We start from the raw sequence: 24875 nt of genomic DNA, 5'->3' as shown, positions 1-24875 counted from the left end.
TGAACCGAGTAAAGTTGAAGTAAATAAAAGTTAAAGTTTCTCAAACTAGTCTCTATTAAGCATAACCCAGTAATGGCAAGCGTTTTAGCGATAGAAACCAGCTGTGATGAAACTGCTGTAGCAATTGTTAACAATCGTCAAGTAATAAGTAATATTGTTACGTCGCAAATTCCTGTCCACAGTCAATATGGCGGCGTAGTGCCAGAAGTGGCGTCTAGACAGCACTTAGAAGTCATTAATATAGCGATCGCTCAAGCTTTGGAACAAGCCCGGCTAGATTGGCAAGGGATAGATGGTATCGCCGCCACCTGCGCGCCTGGGCTGGTGGGAGCGTTACTAGTTGGGTTAACTGCTGCCAAAACCCTGGCAATGGTACACAACAAACCATTTTTGGGTGTTCATCACCTAGAAGGTCACATTTACGCTAATTACCTCAGCGAACCCAGCCTCAAGCCTCCTTTTTTAAGCTTACTAGTTTCCGGTGGACATACAAGCTTGATCTACGTCAAAGATTGTGGTGTATACGAAACTCTGGGCGAAACTCGTGACGATGCTGCTGGCGAAGCCTTTGATAAAGTCGCCCGTCTTTTGAAGTTAGGATATCCTGGGGGGCCAATCATAGATAAGTTAGCACAACAAGGAAATTCCCAAGCCTTTAGCCTGCCATTCGGGAAAGTTTCTTTACCGAATGGTGGCTATCATCCCTACGATGCGAGTTTTAGTGGCTTAAAAACAGCTGTGCTACGTCTGGTGCAGCAATTTGAGAAACAAGAGCAACCAGTACCAATAAAAGATATTGCAGCAAGTTTCCAAGATACCGTGGCGCGGTCGCTCACTAAAAGGGCAATAGCTTGTGCGATCGACTATGGTCTACATACAATTGCTGTGGGTGGTGGTGTTGCAGCTAACAGTGGATTGAGAAAGCACTTACAATCCGCAGCCACAGAATATAATCTCAGGGTTTTGTTTCCTCCTCTTAAATATTGCACTGACAACGCCGCGATGATTGCTTGCGCCGCCTCTGACCATTTAAGCCGGGGTCATACCTCACCTTTAACTCTTGGCGTTCACTCTCGCCTCGGATTGACGCAGGTGATGGAGTTGTATGAGGGATAGGGTATTAGGGATCGGGCATTGGTGTTTATTTTCTCCCGTATCTTCCTTGTTTTCCTTATCCTCCTAATCCCTAACCTTTATTTCTGAGTGTTTAAAAACAATTGAACGGATATGGTCAGCAACCGCGTCTGGTTGCTCTAACATAGCTAGATGACCACAGCCAGGAATTTCGATCACATTGTTACCACTGTATTGGAACAACGGATGAAAACTTGCTAAATGACGGACATACTTAGGTTCCATGACCTTATCTTGAGCGCCTGCAATGAAATAGATTGGCTGTTTTAGTTGGGCGACTAACTGTGGTAAACGGTTGATTTCATCCTCAGTTGTGGAATCTAGCAATGTTCCTAAAGCTGCTTCTGGGTCTGCGTTAATGAAATCAACGATCCGCTGGCGCGCCCAGTAGCGTTCTAGAGGACGCACCACACTCGCTCTGCTAAATAGCAAATCAATTAAAGGTACTTGACTAAGCCATCGCGGACGAATTTGTAAAAACCGTTGACCTGCAAGGCGAAATTGTTCAAAGGCTTCTTTGAGATAAATACCGCCACCAGAGTTAATACAGATGACTCCCCGAATGCGCTCAGGCTTCTGAGCAGTTCCCCAGAGAGCGATCGTACCTCCCAAGGAATGACCAACAAGCCAGGCACTGGTAATATTTAGCTGTTCCAACAGAGCAGTTAAATCCTGTGCATAGGCAGCTGGTGTGTAAAGAGACTCAAAAGGATTGGCAAAGTCACTGCGCTGGATAGAACTCAGTTCAAAAGAAACTCCCTGATGAATAAAATCAGTATATTTATTGGGCTGGGATTGGCCAAAACCCCTTAAATCATAAGACAGACACTGAAAATCACCGGACAAGCGAGAAATTACAGGTTGCCAGTAGCCACGACTATTGAGCCAACCGTGAACGAATACCAAAGTATGGGGATAGGACGTGGGAGCTGTTAGTTCGTATGCGTGTGGAACGCCCAAGATTTCGATGGTAGCCATATTTCTATCGTACTCCGAACAAGTGGGTACGACAGCACAAGAATAAAGGACGAAAGATTGAACTTAACACTTCACACTTCATCCTTCATTTCATTTGCCCAACAACCTCTGTCGCACCCCTTCAGCAATTTTGTGACCTAAGTATTCTGGAATTAGACTTTCATTTGGCCCTAGCAAATAGAGAATCAAGCGTGTACGTCCACGCCATACTAACAAGTTGGCATTGACTACCAAAAGGTCTTCCTGCCAAATGGCATACATTACTTTATAAAATAATCCCGGTTGGTTGTCAGCCTCTATGACTAAAGCAGGAAGATGAAAAACTGGATCGACGTAAAATTCAGTTTGTACCTGCTCTAAACCAGCATCAAGATTGAATTCTACTGCCAGCATTTCTTCTACTTCAAACCGCCCTGCTAAAGCTTCTCGAACCGCGCGACAGACATTTTCGGAAGTTTTCTCGCTCAAGGCTTTACTACCACGGGAAACTAGTAGTTTGATAAATACCAGCATTGGTGGTCGAATCTGACCGTATAAACTTAAACCGTGAATTGTTAGCCCATAAGCTGCAAGTACACCAAATATATCGCTGAGCAAAAACGATTGGTTACGGTAAGCAAAATGCAAAGCACTTTTGCTACCTTCCGGCTTCAGTTCAATAACTGCGCGCCTGCTTTTATATAGGCGGTAGGCCAAGCGTAAATTTTGCAGTTGAATTTCACTGCTGACAAATTGCTCATAAAACTGAGGAAATGCGCGATTAAAGCGTTTTAGGAGTTCCAGTGTTGAAGATTTTAAACCAGAAGCCATTGTTGGAGGTAAGCCTTGCTTGCTGTGATCAAATCTAAAGCTTTCGTACGTTTTGTGTGCTATTTAGTTTTAAGTTGTCGTCCTTTTGGTTAATTTTTCCTAGCCTTACTACAAAATGCTAAAGTTGAAAATGATTGATGTGAAGTAAACGATTACTGAGAACTGTCATTGGAACTCTCGACTATGCCAAAAACACGGATGTGAGAGATACTTAGACATAACTGACTCAGATAAGCGTTAATAAACACTCTTTCATTAGAAACCAATTCAGTTATACTACCCGAACCACGCTGGCATGGGTTTTTGGAAAACTTGGTTTAGTGCTTCTGAACCGATCGCAACAACTAAAACTACTTCCTTTGAAGAGCATACAGTGGACAGCGCTGGTAACTCCAGTGGCGTCACCGAAGCTTCTACCCAGGAGGCTCGCATTGTTTTTAGTACAGAAAGAGATATTGATTTATATGAACTTGAAGAACTATGTGATGCGGTTGGTTGGTCGCGTCGCCCTTTAAGAAAAGTTAAAAAAGCTATTGAGCATAGTTTTCTCGTTGCTTCAATGTGGCAAGTGCGAGGTAATAAAAGGCGACTCATTGGTTTTGCCCGTGCTACCTCGGATCATGCTTTTAATGCCACGATTTGGGATGTGGTAGTTCATCCAGACTTTCAAGGTAAAGGGCTAGGTAAAGCACTGATGAAATATGTTCTCAAAAAACTGAGGAGTGAAGAAATCAGTAATGTAACTCTTTTTGCTGATCCCCATGTTGTAGAATTCTACCGAAGCTTGGGTTTCATGTCAGATCCAGAAGGCATTAAAGGTATGTTCTGGTATCCTCAGTAAGCAGCAAATGTATTTAATTAGCCCAATTAATAAACATATATTTTTGCTAGAAGATACCGTAATAGCAGTATAGGTATAAATACAGTTAAATTCCTAACCTAGCTGCTTTGCTCCTTGCTTGGCGCTATACCCCTATTTCTTGACATATAAACGACTTCCTTGTAGATTTATCCTTGTTTGCGTATAGTCATAAGATGTAGAATAAAAGAGTCTAGGCTTTTATGTATTTATATTTTGTGTAAACGCTCCCAACTGTGATAAGATATTGGAATTAACGGGATGTAGCGCAGCTTGGTAGCGCGCCTGCTTTGGGAGCAGGATGCCGCAGGTTCAAATCCTGTCATCCCGACTTCAAAAATTCAGTTATGTAATCCTAGATCATTGAATTGGTCTAGGGTTTTTTATTCTGGAAAAAGTCGGGGGTCTGGACTGTCTCCACAACTCCTACACGATTGCTAGAAACATTAATCCAACAAGAATGTAACTGCTCACTAATATGCATAAGAAATGGAAGAGATTTTTTCTAATCAAGAGAAATATACGCAAATCTATAGTAATTATTGATTCAGATAGATAGTTCTATCAAGTAGATAGTGTCGCAATTCACAATCTATCTGTGATTTATCACTTATAGATTCAGTTGGTTAAATAATTATTGTTTTATATTTAGACCAAGTTATATGCAGCTTTTCATTTTCTCATAAATAAATAAAAATTGACTATATTTTAATCTTAGATATTTTCAGAAAAGTTTTGGTAATTATATTTGCACTTTAATTACCGATTATTGCGGAAAAATAAAACTTTGTAATTTTGCTGGCAGCTTAGTTTTGAGGTATAAAAGACAAATTCAATGTATTGGAGGATATGTGTAGATTAAGGCAATCATGTCATGCAGGAGATGGAACGAATGACTGGCATATGGCGTCAACTATGGCATAGTAAAGGCAATAAAATGGCATTTGTCGCCTTTACAAGCGGGAGAGTTTTCGCCGTCTGAAAGCAACATATAGCAGGCATCTATCTACGTTACTTTGCTGTCAATCTCTATGAGAAATTGACGAACAAACTACTGCACAGTCCACTAGTAGAACAGGTACCATAACAGAAACTAGTTGGTTCTGTGCGACTATAACAATTTGTTTGACTCGATAAAAAATATTGATGCTAGGAGAAGTCATGAAATCATTGGTTCGCTGGGGTACAACATTAGGTTTAGTGGGGAGTACTCTGCTGGCAACAGTTTTTAGCGGAAATGCCCCAGTACTAGCATTACCAGACCAACAAATAACAGAAAAACTGAATGAAGTACCTGTTTTTCTCATCACTAACCCTCAAGGTGTACCCCTAACTCGTACTCTGCCTCCTGCCCAAAACGGACAAAAAAGTACTACGGTGGCAGATGTATTTATGAACGGACAAGAAGCGCAGGCCTTTTTAGAGCAACTGCGGAAGCAAAAAGACCCGAAACTTGTAGAAATGGTGAAAACCCTGCAAGTAAAACCTGTACCTATGGGAATGGTTTATCAAAAGCTCCGAGAAGACAGGAATAAACCAGACCGCGTCTTGTTTGCCCTTCAACCCGGACAGCAAGATCTTCAAGGAGCAATTACACTACTACGCCAAAAAGGTCAAGAGGTCAAAGGTTTAATTGTACCCGTGTTTATTGTTCAATCAGCAGATAAGGGCTATGTTTCAGTCAAACGCAAGTCTAACAATCAGGAAATTGTGCCTTTGTTTTTGAGTAAAAAAGACGCCCAAGGTTTGTTGAACCAAGTCAAGAAAGATATTCCCAAAGCGGAAATTCAGGTAGTTGATATTGAAGGTGTCATCCAAACGTTGCAGCAAAAAAACGATGAGTGGTTGAAGCAAGTTACTTTAGTACCTTCTTCAGAAAGCTTAGAATATATCAGCAAGCAGCCAAGGACTAATGCACCTAACACAGCTGCGACACCAAATCTCAAGCCCAATAATGCTGTCACACCACCCACTCAACCGAAAAAATAACTAGCTTTATCAGTTATCGAGATTTTGGGTCTAAAACCCCGTCCTAGTAGTCGCCATAGGGCATTGGGAGACTCTAAACGGACGTGGAGAGACTGTAAGATTACCTAGTAGCAAGTTTCTGTGAAGCGTCAAGGAATCCTTGCTTTTAGGACGAGGAGGTATGTCAACAAACTGATATCTCCCCACACATTTTATGTGTGGGATTCCTTTTACAAATTTGAGACTGTTCACTCTTCAACGATTTGAGTCATTGAAATTAGCTAATAACTGCTAACTGTTAATCATGGCGGAGCAACAGCCCAAAGAAATTTCTGGTTTGCAACTCTGGCAATGGCGTCAAGCGGCGATCGCCGCAGCGATCGCTGCTGATGTATCACCTACCGAGGTAGACTGGCTATTACAAGAAATAGCTGGATTAGATCGTTTGGCGCTACGCTTGGAATCGTTTAAAGACTGGGCACAAATTCAGTTACATTTGCCTTTAGCAGAATTAGATCTACTCTGGCAAAAACGATTAAAGGAACGCCTGCCAGTACAGTACATCGCAGGAGTTACACCTTGGCGAAACTTGAAAATCACAGTTTCTCCTGCGGTTTTAATCCCCAGACCAGAAACAGAGTTGTTGATTGATATTGCAGTAGCAGCAATTGCCAAGAGTAAGAACGAACTGGGTCTACAACAAGGACACTGGGCAGATTTAGGAACTGGTAGTGGAGCAATCGCCATTGGGCTAGCAGATGCCTTACCAGAGGCGACAATTCATGCTGTTGATTATTCCAGCGCAGCAGTTGCGATCGCTCAAATTAATGCCCAAAATGCCAAGCTGAGCGATCGCATCAAATTTTATCAAGGCTATTGGTGGGAACCCCTGGAGTCTTTCAAAGGACGATTGAGTGGTATGGTGTCGAATCCGCCTTATATCCCTAGCAGTACCCTGTCAATCTTACAACCAGAAGTTGTCAACCATGAGCCACATTTAGCACTTGATGGTGGTGACGACGGTTTAGACTGTATTCGTTATTTGGTCGAAACTTCCCCGACTTATTTAAAATCAGGTGGAGTCTGGCTTGTAGAAATGATGGCAGGACAGGCGGATGCTGTGCAGGAGATGTTACAAAATCAAGGCAGCTACTGCGATATTGAAATTTATACTGATTTAGCTGGTATAGAACGCTTTGCCCTTGCCCAAAGATTATGAACTATAAACATAATTCATATTCATCATTCACGCCTAATGTGAATTAAAATCATGTTTTTTAAATCGTAGACGCCCTTGGGGGTCTCTACGTCAATCAAAATCAATAGGGCAATTGCCAAAAAACCTTATATTGTTTCTTCAATTCACAGTCTTACGTAATTCATAATTCATAACTTTAAAATGGCACAAGTTTCCTTTGATACCCTCGTAGCTGGTGCACTGGCAGGCAAATTAATCAGTTTTCCCACAGACACCGTTCCCGCTTTGGCAAGTTTACCAGAGCAGGCTGCCTTAATTTTTCAAGCTAAACAACGCACTCAAGATAAACCATTAATTTTAATGGCAGCTAGTGCGGAGGAACTTTGGCCTTTTGTCAAAGGAAATACACAAGAGTATCAAATTTGGCAAGAAGTTGCTGACAAATATTGGCCAGGGGCGCTGACTTTAGTTTTACCAGCCTCTGCACGAGTACCAATAGCGATGAATCCTATAGATCCAACGACAATTGGTATCCGCGTTCCTGATTGTGCGATCGCTCAAAAGATATTAGCGCAAACAGGGCCTCTTGCTACCACTAGTGCTAATTTGTCAGGTCAACCACCTTTACAGACAATGGCAGAAATCACAGCTCAGTTTCCTGAAGTTCTGGCATTAGCTAGCACAGAATACGAAAGTAAAATACCAGGAAATGGAATACCCTCCACTGTTGCCAAATGGACTGGGATGAATTGGCAGATTTTACGGCAAGGAGGAGTTAAGCTGAATTAAATCAGTTATCAGCTGTCAGTGAACAGTGATCAAGCTTGTTTACTCATAACTGATAACTGACACTGATAATGTTTATATTTGCCAAATGTATGGATTGGAGTAACTGGGCATATCTAGGAGCAGGACTATTATTAGGATTGGGTTTTAATGGATTATTGGCACGTAAAAATAAGCCATCTAGTTCATCCCCAGTGCTACCAACAGAACAACAGGATGTAGTGAAACTCCAACAACAGATCAAACAAACGCAATTGGCGTATGAAATGGCGCGCGAAATGAGTCAGTTTAAAGCTGGGTATTTAGCACGGACTACCCATGTATTGCGATCGCCAATCAATGGTTTAATTGGTTTACAACAGCTAATTTTGGCAAATTTGTGTGAAAACCCAGAAGAAGAACGAGAGTTTATCAAACAAGCTCATGACCGGACACTCAAGCTACTGAAATTAATTGATGAAATTCTCACTGTTGCCAGATTAGAACATGGTACAAATAAACTAGACTTGCAACCGCGATCGCTCAAAGATTTGTTGCAGGAAGTTTATGATTTAACTTATATGCTGGCAGAAAATCGCAATTTCCCCTTCAAAGTTTTACTGCCAGAATCAGAATTGAAAGTGGTAGTAGATTCTCGTTGGTTCAAACAAGTATTAATCAATTTAATCGAAACTGCGATCGCTCAGATGGAGGAAGGCGGTATTTATATATCTACCCAAGCCTGTCCTCAAGATAAATTTGTTTATGTTTGGCTGGATGTGCCGAAACAAACTGTTTTACAGTCTGAACCAATAGATTTAATTTCATCTAGCAATAAACTTGCTGAACCTGAGGAAGATAATATTGCCTTTGACCCAGGAATGAAGTTCTTGCTGAATCAAACTCTACTAGAAGTGATGGGAGGTAAATTAGAAATTGTTCCTCCTTTAACAACAGAACAAGCTGAAGAAATGACTAGGTTACAAGTGGCTATTCCTAGGAAGCAGGGGTGATGAGGAGTATGAGGAGTATGAGGGGTGTGTAGACGTGCTCATAGGCTTCCCGTAAGCATGGAGTGGGGAAATAACCAATCACCACTAACTACTAATCCTTGAGTGTTGACTGATTCATGATTCCTGAAGCTGAATTTCTGCTGTTGGCACAGAACTCAAACTTGATTGATTGTAAAGCACCATTGTAGTAGTGGAATTTTTTTGAAAGCCAATTTTTTCATAGAATTGCTGCTGGCTAGTAGTCATTAAGTAGACACGTTCTACCCGTTGTAGACGAGGATGACTCACAACTGTTTCTACTAATTTACTACCTAGTCCGTTACCACGATAGTTTGGATGAATCACAACGTCCCAAATTGTGGCACGATAAATACAGTCGGAAGTTGCCCTGGCAAAGCCAATTAGTTGTTGCCCATCCCAAATGCTAATCACAGGGTCACTATTGGCAATGGCTACTCCTAGATCTTCGATACTCCGTCCTTTTGCCCAGAAAGCTGAAGCATTTAATAGCTGTTGGAGTTGGTAAAGGTCTATTTTTGATTTGCGATCGCTAAATTGAATCTGAGAAGAATTCATCATCGCACCAATTTAGGCAGTACCTTGGCTGAGTTTCGCTGTGGAAAAGATACAGCCTTTATGGTTCTATGGCAACTATTTTGTAATAAATAATTCAAGGTTTACTGACAAATCCACTTCCACAGGGGATGACTCGGCCCTTGTTGACGTATGCGAAATACCTGTTTTTTAAGACGTTCCTTGTCTTGTTGCGGTAGCCCAAATAGGATATTACGACTTTGCCAAACCAAAACAGCAACCGTCATGCCGATGCAAAAAGCTAAACCAAGGGTAGCAAATGGATGGAAATAAAGCCCATATCTGACAGCTACCCAAGTAAAATATTGTCTCCACAAAGCGATCTCTTCACGTAGACTCCACAAGCACCAAGGTGCAATAGTCAGCCACAGAAAACCAACAAACAGCCATCTCCCATATACTGTGAGGCGATGTAGCTTTTGTATCTGTTTTGTCAAATTATTATCAGAGTTTGCACTGGGATATAAAGCTTCCGGTTCATCCATAGGCGAGGGAGGAGTGGGGGAGTGTGGGGAATAGTTACTAACTACTAACCACCAACAAACAACAACCAAAGAACTACTAACCACTAACCACTAACAACCAACTAACTATTTATAGATTCTGAAGTAGAAGAAACAACAGGTTGGGCTTTGCGTTCTCGCCATAAAGCTAACAGAGTACTGGCAATGAAAATACTGGAATAAGCACCCATCGTAAAACCAATAATCAAGGCGAGGGAAAAGTTCTTCAGGGTTGCTCCACCAAATAGGAAGATCGCAAATAATGTTAGCAAGGTTGTTAACGTTGTATTGATGGAACGTGTGAGAGTTTGATTGACTGCATCATCAACAATCTCAGTGATCGGATGATTCGGATTGATTTTCAGTGTCTCCCGAATCCGGTCATAAATTACCACGGTGTCATTCACAGAGAAACCTGTAATTGTCAACAAGGCAACAATGAATAGACTGTCTACCTCTATACCTGCCACCAAGCCAAGAATCGAGAAAATCCCTACTGTCACTAAAACGTCGTGGAATAGAGCAATAATCGCGAAGACAGCGAAGTCTAACTGAAAGCGGAAAGTTAAGTAAACAATAATACCAATAAAAGAGACTACGAGCGCGATCAGGCCACTCCTCAACAATTCTTTTCCAATTGTTGGACCAACAGTATCTATCTGGGTTTTTTGTGGGTCAAATGTGCCAATTTTCTCACTGAGGGCGTTTTGTAACTTAGTACGCTGCTCTACATCCAGGGTTTTTGTCCGGATTAATACACCGTTCTCTTTGCCTGTATCCTTGTCAGCGACAATCTGGATACTGCTGTCACCAAGTCCTTGGGCGTTGGCTACTTCCCGAACTTCGTTGATATCAATGGCTTGATTACAGTTATCTGGGTTGCTACAATCCCGTTCAAACTGCAAGCGTGTACCACCAACAAAATCCAAGCTGGGACGGAGGGGTGCGCCTATTTGTTGCCAGGAAATTACCATTGAGATGATACCAGCAAGAATAATGATGGAGGAAATACCCCACCATAGCGATCGCGATTTGTTAATACTTAGTTTCATTGGGCCACCTCCGTCTTGTTTGAGGCTGCTGACACACCAGGACAATATAGTTCTGGTTTCTTTAAGGAAGGAATAGAAATTGCCAAGAACATGAACGTCCGACTACAGGTAATGGCTGTGAACATACTTACCGCTACGCCTAAAGCCAGGGTGAGGGCAAACCCTTTAACTAAACCAGATCCCAACCAAAATAGTGCCGCACATGCTATCCAAGTCGTGACGTTACTGTCCAAAATACTAGAAAAGGCGCGATAAAAACCTGATTCTACTGAACGATATAAAGTTTTGCCTGCTCGTAATTCTTCCCGTGTACGCTCAAATATAAGTACGTTGGCATCAACTGCCATACCAATACTGAGGATGAAACCTGCAATTCCCGGTAGGGTGAGTGTAACGCCCAACAAAGCAAAACTAGCCCAAGTCAAGAGAGAATAAATTATTAGTGCTATGTCCGCAATTACTCCTGGTAGTCTGTAGTAAATCACCATGAATATGAGAACTAAGATCAGACCACCAACACCTGCCCATATACTGCTTTGGATACTGTCTTTACCTAAGGTTGCTCCTACTGTACGAATCTCACCAATTTCTACTGGTACGGGTAAAGAACCACCCTTGAGTTGCACACCTAATTCGTTGGCTTGTTGGGGTGTAAAGTTACCAGTAATTACAGCACCACCACCAGTAATACCTGTGGCTGCAAATTCCGGTCCGACTACGGGAGAACTAATCAGTTCATTATCCAGAAAAATCCCAATACTGCGACCTGTACCAGCAAGGTTTTTAGTGATCTGGGCAAAAAGTTCACCACCTTTTTGATCAAAGCGAATAGCAACTTCCCAATTATTACCTGAGGTTGGTTCGCCACGGGCGTCCTTCAGGTATTGACCAGTGAGTGGTGGATTGGTACTCTCAAATAATTCAGCGATCGCTTTGCTATTATTTTGCAGCGCTTCTCTATTTTTGGCAATCGCTGCGGTATCGTTAGAGTTTTTTAATTGTTGCTGTTGTTGTTTAAGTTCTTGTTGTGAAGTTCGTAAAGCAAACAACTGAGTTTCTGTGTTTGGTTTTTGTTGGCGAAACTCTAACTGTGCTGTACCGCCTAGTACTCTTTCTGCTTCCTCTGGATCGTTAACTCCAGGTAGCTGCACTAAAATCTTGTCTTCTCCAACTGTTTGAATTACAGGTTCAGAGACACCAAGACCATTTACACGTCCTTCCACGACACTTTTGACAGCTTCTAATTCTCGTTCAGTGATGCGTGGAATTTCTGGTGTTGGCTTCACCTGAATAGTCAGTTGTGAACCTCCCCGCAAGTCCAGTCCCAGGGGTATAGGAATTGTGGCAATTACCGCAATAGCGGCAATTACCATAACTAAAATTAGGGCTAATAGCGATCGCTGTCTTTGCATACCATCACTCGCTTCGACAAACGCTATAATAGCGCTCTTTGATCAATTATGAGTGAAGAGTTAAGTTTTTAAATGTTGGTTGTTGATTGTTCCCAACAACCAACAAGTTGTTTCTAAACTCGCAAAGCCATCATTTTTTCTACAGCTTCGACAATTTGCTCTGGTTGAACAATTGTCAATCTCTCCAATGTACCATTGTAAGGCGTGGGGATATCTTGGGAAGAAAGCCGCAGTACAGGTGCATCTAATTCATCAAAAAAGCGCTCGTTTATTGAGGCTATTAATTCTGCGGCAATGCCTCCTGTTCTCATACACTCTTCGACTATAATCACTCGATGGGTTTTCCGTATGGATGCCCCAATGGTTTCCATATCCAGGGGTTTAAGAGAGATTAAATCAATGACTTCTGGGTCATAACCTTTTTTTTCCAATGTTTTCAAAGCTTGCGTGACATGATGACGCATCCGTGAATAAGTGAGGATTGTCACATCTTGACCACGACGCACAATTTCTGCTTTATCTAGCGGTAACAGGTATTCTTCTTCTGGCAGGTTTTCTTTTAAGTTGTAAAGCAGGACGTGTTCAAAGAATAGGACTGGGTTATCATCGCGAATAGCAGATTTCAGCAGTCCCTTAGCGTTGTAAGGTGTGGAACAAGCAACTATTTTTAAGCCAGGTACAGCCTGGAAGTAAGCTTCTAATCGTTGGGAATGTTCTGCACCAAGTTGACGCCCTACACCCCCAGGGCCACGAATTACCATCGGAATTTTAAAGTTACCGCCGGAGGTATAGCGTAGCATACCGGCATTGTTGGCGATTTGGTTAAAGGCAAGGAGCAAAAAACCCATGTTCATGCCTTCGATAATCGGTCGTAACCCGGTCATTGCTGATCCTACTGCTAAACCGGTGAAGCTGTTTTCGGCGATCGGGGTATCTAAAACTCGGAGTTCTCCGTATTTTTGATACAAGTCTTTTGTCACCTTGTAGGAACCACCGTAATGTCCTACGTCTTCACCAAGTACAAATACTGTGGAGTCACGCGCCATTTCTTCATCAATGGCTTCCCGTAAGGCGTTGAAGAGTAGTGTTTCTGCCATTCGACCTCTTGTACACTTATTGTTCTAGAATCTTATCGTGCTTCTACTGTAAATACGGTCAGCGATGCTGCTGTTCTAAATACGTGTAAACACATCAATATCTTGGATAACTTCAGGTATTTCTCAAACTAATGCTCTTGGAGTAAGACAGAAATTGCGATGCAAATGGTCAACTGCTGCCACAGCGATATTGTACGTCTATTGCCGACACTTAGCTCAACACAAAGTTTTGTGTACCGGCTTTAATAGTTATCAGTTATCAGTGAACAAGCTGGATAACTGTTTACTGATCATTGATAACTGATTTAATTCTGGGACAGCCTGACAAAAGAAGTCTACAACGCCCTTGAATGGAGCGTATAAATTTTATCAGTTAATTTCATTATTTTCCCATAAATTTTGAGATAGTAATATCTGTGATCTCTTGAGCTATATCCGTATTTCAGCAGCAGGCGCATCAGGCATAGGAGTTACCTGATTTAATTGATTGTTGGGAAATCTCCTTGGTCTTCCTGGTTTGCGTTTATGCCGTTGGTTGATAGATTTTTCGCTTGCTGCTGCTAATTCTTCTGGTGTGCATTTGAATAATCGCAACGCTTCTAGGTATTTTTTAGGCGTCATTGTGGGTTCAGTACGGCCTGCTTCCCAGTTGCGAACGCTAGTTTCACTGATTGCAAGCCTGAAGGCAACCTCTGCACGGCTAAGCCCCGCGCGTTCTCTCAGGACTTGCATATCCATACCTAAATGCTCCCTTTGATAACTATATGAATGCATTTATTAAATCAATTGACGTAAAAAAGCCAACTAAGGTCTATATTATTAACTATATTATTTTATAGGTAATCGCTGTACCTTCTGACAAGTAAACAAACCAACTTGATAGAAGTAATACTGACACTAAGACAATAAACTTAGTGGTTGATCGCATTAATTATATGAGCGATAAATCGCTCAATTTCAAGGGCTAAAGCCGTAACTACAAACTTTCACAACTGATCAAAACTCATGCGATGAACTACTCTGGGGGTTCAAAACTAAAGTCCTCACTACGAACTTATACAGCGATCATAATTAGCGATCGCCAATGATCGATAATTCCTCCTGGGGTACAAGAAAGCAGATTTATCCGTGGGATAAATCGGGGTCAATCCAAAATCCGTCTTGAAAAGCTTTGAGGTTCCCTCCGGGACGCTGCTTTGTAGACGCCCTGTGGGCGTCTACAAACTTTTCGCAAAATCTAAAATCCAAAATTGTCTAACCTTCGCCAGGCATGATTTAAACAACGATACCCTGTAGAAAATATTGAAGGAAAAAGAATAAATGGCTGGCAAGTTGACACTGATTGTTGAAATGGTAACAGTGTTGGGGGTTGCGGTAAGCGGAGGGTATCTGGTAAGTCGTTTGCGTCAGCCCGTGTTACTTGGATATTTGTTGGGAGGTATAGTTGTCGGACCTGCGGGGTTAAAGCTGGTCACCCTTGAGGGGGATATTCAAGTGCTATCCGAAGTTGGGGTAGCTTTATTGTTGTTTGCTTTGGGTGTTGAATTTTCTCTTAAAGACTTATTGCGGTTAAGGGTTATTGCCCTTGGTGGTGGATCGCTGCAAATTATGCTCACGATTCTACTAGCAGGAGGACTCGCCTATTTGACAGGCTGGGTTCAGACAGTTCCGAAAGCGATTTTTCTGGGTGCAGTTCTTTCCCTGTCCTCAACAGCAGTCGTACTCAAAAGTTTGATTGAACGGAATGAAGTCCAAACCGTTCATGGGCAGGTGATGCTGGCGATTCTGATTGTGCAAGACCTGGGCTTAGGACTGATGTTGGCAGTCCTACCTGCTTTAACCCAGCCGACCAATATTATTGGTATTGCCTTATTTACTGCACTAGTCAAGGTACTACTTTTTTTACTTGGGGCAATTCTAACCGGCAGGTGGGTCATTCCCTTCCTGATCCGATTACTTGCTCAAAGTGGGTCTCAGGAGTTATTTCTACTCGGAATTTTGGTGCTTTGCTTGGGAATTGCCCTATTTACCTACGCCATTGGTTTGGGTATTGCTATGGGTGCATTTGTGGCAGGGCTAATGATTTCCAATGTGGAATATGCTGATCATGCCCTCGATCGGGTTCTGCCAATGCGAGATGTGTTTGCGACTCTGTTTTTTGTTTCGATTGGAATATTGATTGATCCTGGTTTCCTGCTGGCAAACGGCTGGGTCTTAATTGGGTTAATAGCGGTCACTATGGTCGGTAAAGCAGCGATCGTTGCATTAATTGTCAGGGGGTTTGGCTATTCCTTAAAAACGGCACTTACGGTCGGTATCGGTATCAACCAAATAGGGGAATTCTCCTTTGTGTTAGCAGGTGTTGCTCAAACTCAAGGACTTTTTTCTTCTAGACTTTATGGACTGACTGTAGGAACAACAGCTATCACATTATTGCTTGCGCCTTTTATGCTGAAAGCAACGCCGTATCTGCTTCAGTGGTTAGAACAGCTTCCGGTGCTGAGTCCATTCTTGCAGTTGAACGATTCCCCTCGCTTAGTCGGATTTGAGCAAGAACTTGCCAATCATGTGGTAGTAGTGGGGTATGGTCGGGTGGGGCAAACTCTCGTGAGGATGCTATATTTTCAGGGGCATAAAATTCTTGTTATTGATAATAATGAAGCAGCCCTCCAAACCTTGCGGGAACGAAGAATTCCCTATCTTTTTGGCGATGCTTCCAGTGCGTTGGTGTTGGAAAAAGCCAATCTTACTCAAGCCAAAGCAATGGCGATCGCTCTACCAGATCCGATGGCAACTCGACTGACTTTAAAGCGTGCTTTAAGTCTAGCACCAGATTTAGATATTACCGTCCGTGCCCATGTAAATGACGAAATTGATTCGCTTTACCAACTGGGCGCTCAAGAGGTGGTGCAACCAGAATTTGAAGCTTCTCTGGAAATGGGCGCACATATGCTGTTGAAGTTGGGCGATTCTACCTATGCAGTGCAGCAGGTTGTGAACCGTTATCGCCGTGGACGGTATCGGGACATTTTGCCAGAACGATCAGAGTACTGGGGTGCAGCTGATCTGGAGGTGGCGATCGAAGGGCTACAACACCACTGGTATGTCCTAAATTCAGATTCTCCTTTAGTGGGGCTGACCCTGGCTCAAACCAACGCGCGCCGTTTAACTGGAGCTACTGTGATGGCAATTGAACGCAACAAACAACTTTACCGCTATCCCACAGGTGAATTTACCCTTGCATCAGGCGATCGCCTACTGGTAGTCGGCAACTCCCAAGAGCATGTGGCGTTTACAAAACTCCTGAAAGGGGAAGCATAATTATCTCACACTTGAGGTGAGCGATCGCCTGATTCGGATCGGGGTGTGTGTTCAAAAATTGCGATCGCACAACTTGATATACTCTGCCAAAATAAGCCTCAGTGCGACTCCAGCATTTCTTCAACAGACAAACCAATATCATTTGCTATCTGGCGTAGCAGTTTCGGTGAAATATCACGCTCTTTGTGAAATAACGGTTGTTCCTCGACCATCTTCGTGGCGAAATTGCTTGTGCGAACCCTTCTGGCGCACTTCTACAAAACCAAGGCTCTCTAGAATACGAACAACCTCTTGTGGCTTCAGGACGGGAATATTGCTCATGGAACTACAATCTGTTGTGTACCCACAAATTCCGTCTCGAATACCACTTCTCTATCCTCTAAAAGCATCTCAATCACTTCACGAAGATTCTCTTGTAATTCATCTAAGGTTTCTCCTTGAGAATGCGCTCCAGGGAACCCAGGAACATAACCGACGTACAGATTTGTGTCAGGATCACGCTCAATAATTGCGGTGAAGGTTTTCATAAATGATGATCACTAGCAATACGCTCTAGATCATAGCCTGACAATCACCCACTCATTTTAGGACTGAAGGGCATAAGCTAAATTTGTCATGAATAAATTAAATTGACTTAAACTATAAGAAAACAGCAATCATCTGCTAAAAACACTAAATTTTCCTTATATTGCCCCACTAAAAGCGTCAAAGTCGGAAATTACCCATTTGTGCGAGATTTTCTCCACTTTTGCGGTCTCAAGTCTAAAATTCCCCAGCAAGCAATAATCTCACGCCCAGACACCAAGATACATAAGATTCACCCTGCACCTTTGCGCCTCTGCATGAGATTAAAAGCCAATCAACCAGATGAAATTTTGTCGCCCTAGAGGACAAACCACTGCCTACCCCAGCCAACGCGCTGCATCTTTAGCGTGGTAGGTTAGAATTAGATCTGCACCAGCCCGCTTGAAACCAGTTAAAGTTTCCATGACTACGCGCTGTTCGTCAATCCAGCCGTTGAGGGCTGCGGCTTTGACCATAGAATATTCACCGGAGACGTTGTAAGCAGCAACAGGTAAATTGCTAGCTTGTTTCACACGCCAAATAATATCCATGTAAGCCAAAGCTGGCTTCACCATTAGCATGTCAGCGCCCTCAGCAATATCCAATTCTATTTCTTTGATGGCTTCGCGGGAGTTTCCGGGGTCCATTTGATAGGTGCGGCGATCGCCAAACTGGGGTGCTGAATCAGCGGCATCCCGGAATGGTCCGTAGTAAGCTGAAGCATACTTGGCAGCATAGGATAAAATTGGTGTGTCTTGGAAACCTGCTTCATCCAAACCAGCGCGAATTGCTTGCACAAATCCATCCATCATCCCTGAAGGTGCAATAATATCAGCGCCTGCTTTTGCTTGGGAAACGGCGGTTTTCTTGAGTAGTTCCAGGGTGGGGTCATTTAAAACCCGTCCTGTCAAGTCACCAACTTGCAAATAGCCGCAGTGACCATGACTGGTATACTCACACAAACAAGTGTCAGCAATGATAATCAAATCTGGTACTGCTTCCTTCACTGCTGTTGCAGCTTTCTGGACAATACCGCAATCATGCCATGCGCCTGTAGCATCGACATCTTTCTCGGCTGGAATACCAAACAGAATGATGGCGGGGATTCCTAAGTCGTAAACTTCTTTTGCCTCTTCCACAATTTTATCTATCGAAAGCTGATAGACGCCAGGCATGGATTTAACTTCGTTGGCGATCGCTTCACCTGGTACAGCAAATAGAGGGTAAATCAAGTCGCTGGTGGTGAGAACAGTTTCACGTACCATCCGGCGGAGTTGGGGATGAGTACGCAGACGGCGGGGTCGATGAATGGGAAACATAAATTTTTATGAAGAAAAAATACAAATGGACAAAAAACAAAGCGTCACAAACTTAGGGCTAAATCCCGTTTCAGAAGGACACACTACAAACAGCGCTTAACTGTCCTCTGCCCTACTGCCGATGAGGTTGTGGGGCAATTTTGTATTTTACAACTTGCTTGTCATTTATCTTCTCAAAAAGACAAGAAAGTATACGAAAGCTTGCATGAATACATGATCGATGGACTTGATGAAAAATTGGTGGTGATATGTGTGTGAGGCGCAACAGTAATTGGTCAGACAATTTTGGATTTTAGATTTGGGATTGCTCCCACTTATAGGATTTGCAAGCTTGTAACTTCAAGGAGTTTTTGGTCATCGAAACACAGCCTATAACCCATTCTCGGTCAGTGATGACCAGGTATTGGCAAGCCACCTGTTTGTTTTAGATATTCATTGGTGACTGCGATACAACCGGATAAAAATCTATTTTTCTGCTAAAAAATGCGGAAAATGAAGGGATAACGAAAAGGTTTTTCAGTATCACTTAAAACATGAAAAAGTGCCCAAATTGTTAATCCCCAGTGAACTAAAAACCATAGACCAGCCAGAGGTATGAGCAAACCAAAAGTTAGCCAAATCAACACACCAATAATAGCCCCATAAAGCCAGACATTTAAGTGAAAATTAATGGCTTCTTTAGCATTTTCTTTCACAACAGGATCGTTAGTTGCAAAGAGGATAAAAATTGGTATACCAATTGAGACTAATGTCGAACTCAAAAAGATAGCTGCATGAGAAATTGCTGATAAAAGCTTGCGCTTCTCTGTGTCGTACATTTCTCTATTCCTTTGACTCTAGTGCAGTGTGAAGCATGAAGCATCAAGCATGAAGCATGAATCTTGATATTTATCCTTCTGGCTTTTGTCTTCTGCCTTTCTTACATAAAGACCCTATCATGAGCATTGTTGTTCTAAGATGAAAAGACTCGCTAAAGTTGGAAAAAGTTAAGTTAAATTTAATAATTTACAAGTAGATACAGTTATGTCAACTGACCTTGAGTTAGAACTTCAGAATGCAGTTGAACTTCGTCGCAATTTTGCGATTATTTCTCACCCTGATGCTGGTAAAACTACGCTGACAGAAAAACTACTGTTATACGGAGGTGCTATTCACGAAGCTGGTGCAGTCAAAGCACGACGGGCCCAGCGCAAGGCGACTTCTGACTGGATGGCGATGGAACAACAACGGGGTATTTCGATTACTTCGACTGTGTTGCAATTTACCTATCAGAATTACCGCATAAATTTACTGGATACCCCTGGACACCAGGACTTCAGTGAAGATACTTATCGGACTCTAGCGGCAGCAGATAATGCAGTGATGCTGATTGATGCTGCTAAGGGTTTGGAACCCCAGACACGCAAACTGTTTGAAGTCTGTAAAATGCGGGGTATTCCCATTTTCACTTTTGTGAACAAACTTGACCGTCCCGGACGGGAACCCCTAGAACTGCTAGATGAAATTGAGCAAGAATTGGGATTGCAGACCTATGCAGTCAACTGGCCCATCGGTATGGGCGATCGCTTTAAAGGTGTCTTTGATCGCCACAAACAACAAATTCATTTGTTTGAACGCAGCGCCCACGGTAGTAAAGAAGCAGTCGATACAGTTATAGACTTGGGTAATCCCCAAATTGAACAACTTTTAGAACAAGATCTTTACTATCAGCTAAAAAACGACTTAGAACTGTTAGAAGGGGTGGGGCCAGACCTGGATTTAGATTTGGTACATCAAGGCAAAATGACGCCTGTTTTCTTTGGTAGTGCCATGACTAACTTTGGGGTGGAATTATTCCTCAAGTATTTTCTAGAATACGCCCTCAAACCAGGCCCACATCAGAGTAGCTTGGGTGAAGTTTACCCCGACTACCCAGAATTTTCTGGGTTTGTGTTCAAACTCCAAGCCAATATGGACCCCAAACATCGCGATCGCGTCGCATTTGTGCGTGTGTGTACAGGCAAGTTTGAAAAAGATATGACGGTCAATCACGCCCGCACAGGCAAAGTCGTCCGTTTATCTCGTCCGCAAAAACTCTTTGCTCAGGAACGAGAATCTATCGATGTCGCCTATCCAGGTGATGTGATCGGTTTGAATAATCCTGGTGTTTTTGCAATCGGGGATACTATTTACACTGGGCAAAAGTTAGAGTATGAGGGCATTCCTTATTTCTCTCCAGAGTTGTTTGCCACTCTGCGCAACCCCAATCCATCGAAATTTAAGCAGTTCCAAAAAGGCGTTTCGGAGTTGCGCGAAGAAGGGGCTGTACAAATTATGTACTCCGTGGATGAAGCCAAACGCGATCCGATTTTAGCTGCGGTAGGTCAGTTGCAATTTGAGGTGGTGCAATTCCGCTTAATGAATGAATATGGAGTAGAAACCATCCTGGATTTATTACCCTACAGCGTTGCCCGTTGGGTAGAAGGTGGTTGGGAAGCATTAAGCAAAATCGGACGCTTGTTCAATACAACGACAGTCAAAGATAGTATGGGTCGCCCAGTTTTACTATTTCGTAATGAGTGGAATTGCCAGCAATTACAAGAAGATCACCCGGATTTGAAATTAAGTGCGATCGCTCCGGTGTTTTCTAGTCAACAACCAGTAGTGAACAATTAGTTGCTAGTTGTTAGTTGGTTGTTCCAAACAACAACCAACCATCAACAACCAACCAACAACAATATTTAGTTATTGGAGTGCAGACTATGCCTTCACATCCTGAACCATCTTTGAAGGCTGGTTTAACCGCCCTGAAGCAAGGAGATTACCAAACAGCAAAAGCTATACTAGAAGCCATTGCAGGTACCGAAAGCGATCGCACGGCAGTCATCCAAGCTGAAATCGGCTTGGTTGTGGTTTATGCGCGTATTGGTGAAGTTGCAGCAGCGATCGCATTATGCGAGACTTTAGTTCAAAACGAGCGTCCGCAAGTTAAAGAATGGGCAGAACGTTCTTTACAACAAATCAGAAAACGTTACCAAACTGAGGATACCTCTACAACTGGTGCCACTGGGTTTATCCCCTGGGAAAATGCAGCAGCAAAATCCCAGGTGGAGTCTCAAAAATCGGTGAGTGGGGAAGATGAAGATGAAAATGAACAAACACCTCCTTCCCAGACACCAGTCCGTAGCCTGCGAGTACCTACACCTAGGGGAAATCAGACACGCGGTTGGCTGGCTTCAGCATCTTCCACACCTCGTACTCCTGTACCAAAAACTTCATCTTTACCATTTCCTCCACCGCCCAATTCCCCCACCGCTGTTAACCAAGAAAAAGTCAAACCACCCACAATTTACTGGCGACAGGCTAAACGCGCGAAAGTGTGGCAACCCTTGTCGAAGCGGGGTTTAAAGTTATTATTTTTACTTGAATTGGGAACGTGCATAGCGCTGTTTTGGGTAATCAAAACCCTGCTGGTGTTGGTAATGAGATTTATCAACGATGCTTTTGTGAAACTGCCTTTTTTAGAACCACTCCAGCTTTTATATAGAGATCCTACACCTGTCTTGCTGGTTGTGATTTTTTTCCTGTTTGGTTTATCTCCTTGGTTGTTGGATCGATTACTGAGAAAGTTTTATGGTCAACGACAATTAGAAAAAGACCTTTTGCAACGGCATAGTAAAGAGACGGTAAGGGTTTTACAACGCTATTGTAAACAACAGGGGTGGCGGACACCAAAACTATTTCTCCTACCAATTACAGCACCAGTAGCTTTCTGCTATGGGAATTTACCTCGCACAGCCAGAATTGTAGTCAGTCAAGGTTTATTGGAACAACTGACAGATGATGAAATCGCCACAATCTATGCTAGTCAATTGGGACATATTGCTCACTGGAATTGTGCAATTATGTCTTTGTTACTACTGTTAACAATTCCGATTTACCAGCTATATCAGTTATTGGGACACTGGGGAGATGCAAAAACACAACCTTGGTGGCGTGGGATTTTTGCTGTGCTAACAAGTCTGGTTTACGGTTTGTGGTGCTTGCTGACGGGAACTGGTTTATGGTTGTCCCAGCTGCGACAATACTTTTGCGATCGCGTAGCGGCGGAAGTGACTGGTAATCCCAATGGGCTTGTCCGTGCTTTACTCAAAATCGCTATTGGTATTGCTGGTGATGTCCAAAAACAAGAACATACCAGCTGGCAGTTAGAAAGCTTAAATATAGTTATACCCATAGGCTATAAACAAAGTCTGTGTTTGGGCAGTATTGCTGGTCACACTACCTTTGAATCTTTTTTAATGTGGGATTGTCTCAATCCTTACCGTTGGTGGTTTGTAATTAATAATACTCATCCTTTAATTGGCGATCGCGTCAAACGCCTATGTAAAATTGCTCGTCTTTGGCACGTAGAACCAGAGTTATATCTCGAAAGCCAACAGTCTTTAACAATTAAACGTCAGTCTTTTTTATTACAAATTGCCCCTTGGCTGGGGATTCCCTTGGGTATTGCCTTTGGGGGTCTGATCTGGTTAACTTGGCAAACTCTGTTTGCACTTAAACTTTTAAATTTGAAATGGATTTATGACAACTGGAATTTTATCAAGGGCTGTATGCTAATTGGCTTTAGTATCGGCATCTTGTTACGCATAAATTCTTTCTTTCCTAACATTAAGCCTGCCACTGTCCAAACAGATGACCAACTGCCTGATCTGCTAACTAACCCAGCTGTTCTTCCTATTGATAACATCAGTGTACGTCTGGTTGGTAAGTTATTAGGCCGTCAGGGTACTAACAACTGTTTGGCACAAGATTTAGTCTTGCAATCTAGCACAGGTTTAGTGAAACTACATCACATTTCTTGGCTGGGACAGCATGTCAATCCTCAGGATTTGATCGGTCGTCAGATTATCGTCACTGGCTGGTTCCGACGAGGAGCAACACCTTGGATTGACGTGCAAACCCTACAAACTCAAAGCGGAAAAATCGTTAATAGTCCTCACCCTATTTGGTCTATTGTCTTGGCAGTGGCAGCAGAGGTTTGGGGGGCATATATTCTTTTAAGAGGTTAGTAGTTGGTAGGTAATGGGTAATTGGGCTTATTAGCCATCAACCACTAACTACTAACCACTAACCACTAACAACCAACAACCCAGAGATGTAAACAAATGTTGCAAACAATTTCCAATTCTGTTACATTTATTAACATAAGCTAGAGTAGGCAAGTTTTATTAGCAAGCCTGGTAATGAAACTCGCCTGCAAACCCCAATCCATCCCTTTTTCTCCTTCCAACACAGCAGCAAATTAACCAGCCTATGGCTGGTTTTTGTTTCCAAAAAGTCAAACTTCAAAAAAATATGTATTTTATGCTACGATGCTCTCATGCAATAGTCGGAAATGTCCGTCCTAAGCTAGCTACGTAGAAAATACCGTGATAATGTAAGAAATGGTGTTTAATTCTTTGGAACAAGGGCGTTGAAGTCATTTCCTGTCGTAAGCAGTAAGTTGTAAGATTCATAAATTCTTAGAATAAAGGTATTGTTAGCGCAGTGTACGCTTTTGTATTCAACAGACTTAATATTGGGAAAAAACAGTATTGTAATAGGTTAATAGTTTGGAGTAAGAAAGTAGGTTTGTGGCATTGTTATTCAATAGCATCTATCAAAAGCCGAAACCAAATTACTGTTTTTTGCCTAGTAGTTTTTCAATTAACTCTGGAGGTTAGTTCATGTCTGTTCGCCTATATATAGGCAATTTGCCTAAAGAAGAAATAGATCGTCAAGAACTGCAAGCAGTTTTTGCAGAAGAGGGTGATGCTGTCACCACTAAACTGATTAAAGACCGCAAAACCGGCAAATGTCGTGGCTTTGGTTTTCTCACGGTAAATAATGACGAACAAGCAGACCAAATTATTGAAAAATATAATGGTCAATTGTTCAAAGACTCTCCCATTAAATTAGAGAAGGCCTTACCTCGTACTAAGGGAGAGGATAATGAAGAACAATCAGCTCCCAAAGCTGCTAATCAAGCTGGTGGTAACGCTAGTGCTAGCACACCTAGAGAAAACAAAAAATCTAAGAAGCCTCGCCGTGGTGGTAGTCCCAAAGAAAGTGTCCCAGCAGGTGGCGATACAGAAGCTATTCGTCCAGATCCACGCTGGGCTTCTGAGTTGGAAAAACTTAAACAAATGCTGGCTGCACAAACTACAACTTAATCCACCAGTAGAAGTCATTAAAAATTAAAAATTCAAAATTGCTTTGAATTTTTAATTTTTAATCATCTACCCCTAGGCTATCTGAAAAATAGGG

General features: G+C 42.5%; 23 protein-coding genes and 1 tRNA gene. 11 read left to right on the top strand and 13 right to left on the bottom strand.

Going from position 1 to position 24875, the window contains the following annotated elements; translation table 11 throughout:
• Positions 1-72 precede the first annotated feature (72 nt).
• Complete coding sequence (tsaD, locus tag NIES592_RS21010; protein ID WP_062245564.1) at positions 73-1116, top strand: tRNA (adenosine(37)-N6)-threonylcarbamoyltransferase complex transferase subunit TsaD; 1044 nt, start codon at positions 73-75, stop codon at positions 1114-1116.
• Positions 1117-1179: 63 nt separating this feature from the next.
• On the opposite strand, the gene NIES592_RS21005 is transcribed toward tsaD, so the two are convergent.
• Complete coding sequence (locus NIES592_RS21005) at positions 1180-2112, bottom strand: alpha/beta fold hydrolase (RefSeq protein ID WP_062245569.1); 933 nt, start codon at positions 2110-2112, stop codon at positions 1180-1182.
• A gap of 90 nt (positions 2113-2202) precedes the next feature.
• Positions 2203-2922, bottom strand: a complete 720-nt coding sequence (locus NIES592_RS21000; protein WP_062245572.1) for a hypothetical protein — start codon at positions 2920-2922, stop codon at positions 2203-2205.
• Positions 2923-3217: 295 nt separating this feature from the next.
• Between NIES592_RS21000 and NIES592_RS20995 the strand changes: the two genes are divergently transcribed.
• From NIES592_RS20995 to NIES592_RS20970, 6 genes are all read left to right on the top strand, one after another.
• Positions 3218-3763 (top strand): GNAT family N-acetyltransferase, encoded by a 546-nt coding sequence (locus NIES592_RS20995; RefSeq protein WP_062245575.1) that lies wholly within the window; start codon positions 3218-3220, stop codon positions 3761-3763.
• Between the two features lie 275 nt (positions 3764-4038).
• Positions 4039-4112 (top strand) — tRNA-Pro (locus NIES592_RS20990).
• Between the two features lie 830 nt (positions 4113-4942).
• Complete coding sequence (locus tag NIES592_RS20985; protein ID WP_062250472.1) at positions 4943-5770, top strand: Tic22 family protein; 828 nt, start codon at positions 4943-4945, stop codon at positions 5768-5770.
• Positions 5771-6053: 283 nt separating this feature from the next.
• On the top strand, positions 6054-6968 hold the full coding sequence (gene prmC / locus NIES592_RS20980; protein WP_073556787.1) for a peptide chain release factor N(5)-glutamine methyltransferase: 915 nt from the start codon (positions 6054-6056) through the stop codon (positions 6966-6968).
• A 180-nt stretch (positions 6969-7148) separates the two neighbouring features.
• A complete protein-coding gene (locus NIES592_RS20975; protein ID WP_073556786.1) occupies positions 7149-7736 on the top strand; it encodes an L-threonylcarbamoyladenylate synthase in 588 nt (195 codons plus the stop codon).
• Between the two features lie 89 nt (positions 7737-7825).
• The gene (locus NIES592_RS20970) at positions 7826-8725 is read left to right on the top strand and encodes a sensor histidine kinase (RefSeq protein WP_062245581.1); all 900 of its coding nucleotides are present in this window, start codon (positions 7826-7828) and stop codon (positions 8723-8725) included.
• A gap of 114 nt (positions 8726-8839) precedes the next feature.
• Here NIES592_RS20970 and NIES592_RS20965 read toward each other — a convergent pair whose 3' ends face one another.
• From NIES592_RS20965 to NIES592_RS20940, 6 genes are all read right to left on the bottom strand, one after another.
• Complete coding sequence (locus tag NIES592_RS20965; protein WP_062245583.1) at positions 8840-9301, bottom strand: GNAT family N-acetyltransferase; 462 nt, start codon at positions 9299-9301, stop codon at positions 8840-8842.
• A 101-nt stretch (positions 9302-9402) separates the two neighbouring features.
• Positions 9403-9804, bottom strand: a complete 402-nt coding sequence (locus NIES592_RS20960) for a hypothetical protein (protein WP_062245585.1) — start codon at positions 9802-9804, stop codon at positions 9403-9405.
• Positions 9805-9905: 101 nt separating this feature from the next.
• Complete coding sequence (gene secF, locus NIES592_RS20955; protein WP_062245588.1) at positions 9906-10874, bottom strand: protein translocase subunit SecF; 969 nt, start codon at positions 10872-10874, stop codon at positions 9906-9908.
• Positions 10871-12286: a protein translocase subunit SecD gene (secD, locus tag NIES592_RS20950; RefSeq protein ID WP_073556785.1), complete on the bottom strand. Its 1416-nt coding sequence runs from the start codon at positions 12284-12286 to the stop codon at positions 10871-10873. Before secD ends, secF begins: the two co-directional genes overlap by 4 nt.
• Before the next feature lie 113 nt (positions 12287-12399).
• Positions 12400-13383 (bottom strand): alpha-ketoacid dehydrogenase subunit beta, encoded by a 984-nt coding sequence (locus tag NIES592_RS20945; RefSeq protein ID WP_062245593.1) that lies wholly within the window; start codon positions 13381-13383, stop codon positions 12400-12402.
• Between the two features lie 429 nt (positions 13384-13812).
• Positions 13813-14121, bottom strand: coding sequence for a helix-turn-helix domain-containing protein (locus NIES592_RS20940; RefSeq protein WP_009459051.1), 309 nt, complete (start codon positions 14119-14121; stop codon positions 13813-13815).
• A 582-nt stretch (positions 14122-14703) separates the two neighbouring features.
• Here NIES592_RS20940 and NIES592_RS20935 point away from each other — a divergent pair.
• Entirely contained in the window at positions 14704-16704 is a 2001-nt protein-coding gene (locus tag NIES592_RS20935; RefSeq protein WP_073556784.1) for a cation:proton antiporter domain-containing protein, read from the top strand.
• Here NIES592_RS20935 and NIES592_RS25420 read toward each other — a convergent pair.
• The 5 genes from NIES592_RS25420 to NIES592_RS20915 all read right to left on the bottom strand — a co-directional run bounded on the left by NIES592_RS25420 (position 16676) and on the right by NIES592_RS20915 (position 19405).
• Positions 16676-16846 (bottom strand): hypothetical protein, encoded by a 171-nt coding sequence (locus tag NIES592_RS25420; RefSeq protein ID WP_178379598.1) that lies wholly within the window; start codon positions 16844-16846, stop codon positions 16676-16678. The two genes, NIES592_RS20935 and NIES592_RS25420, sit on opposite strands and share 29 nt — an antisense overlap.
• A 32-nt stretch (positions 16847-16878) precedes the next feature.
• Positions 16879-17025: a type II toxin-antitoxin system HicA family toxin gene (locus tag NIES592_RS20930; RefSeq protein ID WP_256678192.1), complete on the bottom strand. Its 147-nt coding sequence runs from the start codon at positions 17023-17025 to the stop codon at positions 16879-16881.
• A complete protein-coding gene (locus NIES592_RS20925) occupies positions 17022-17231 on the bottom strand; it encodes a type II toxin-antitoxin system HicB family antitoxin (RefSeq protein ID WP_062245602.1) in 210 nt (69 codons plus the stop codon). Before NIES592_RS20925 ends, NIES592_RS20930 begins: the two co-directional genes overlap by 4 nt.
• Positions 17232-17606: 375 nt before the next feature.
• Complete coding sequence (gene hemB, locus NIES592_RS20920; RefSeq protein ID WP_009459046.1) at positions 17607-18587, bottom strand: porphobilinogen synthase; 981 nt, start codon at positions 18585-18587, stop codon at positions 17607-17609.
• A 476-nt stretch (positions 18588-19063) separates the two neighbouring features.
• Entirely contained in the window at positions 19064-19405 is a 342-nt protein-coding gene (locus NIES592_RS20915) for a DUF4870 domain-containing protein (protein ID WP_062245604.1), read from the bottom strand.
• Positions 19406-19610: 205 nt separating this feature from the next.
• Here NIES592_RS20915 and prfC point away from each other — a divergent pair, with 205 nt between their 5' ends.
• From prfC to NIES592_RS20900, 3 genes are all read left to right on the top strand, one after another.
• Complete coding sequence (prfC, locus tag NIES592_RS20910; RefSeq protein WP_073556783.1) at positions 19611-21242, top strand: peptide chain release factor 3; 1632 nt, start codon at positions 19611-19613, stop codon at positions 21240-21242.
• 86 nt (positions 21243-21328) lie between these two features.
• Positions 21329-23638 (top strand): M48 family metalloprotease, encoded by a 2310-nt coding sequence (locus tag NIES592_RS20905; RefSeq protein WP_073556794.1) that lies wholly within the window; start codon positions 21329-21331, stop codon positions 23636-23638.
• Positions 23639-24295: 657 nt separating this feature from the next.
• Positions 24296-24781, top strand: a complete 486-nt coding sequence (locus NIES592_RS20900) for an RNA recognition motif domain-containing protein (protein WP_009459042.1) — start codon at positions 24296-24298, stop codon at positions 24779-24781.
• Positions 24782-24875 lie beyond the last annotated feature (94 nt).

This window comes from Fischerella major NIES-592, assembly GCF_001904645.1.
Classification (GTDB): domain Bacteria; phylum Cyanobacteriota; class Cyanobacteriia; order Cyanobacteriales; family Nostocaceae; genus Fischerella; species Fischerella thermalis.
Note: the sequence above shows the minus strand (reverse complement) of the source record. Positions and strands in the feature narration are given on the sequence as shown.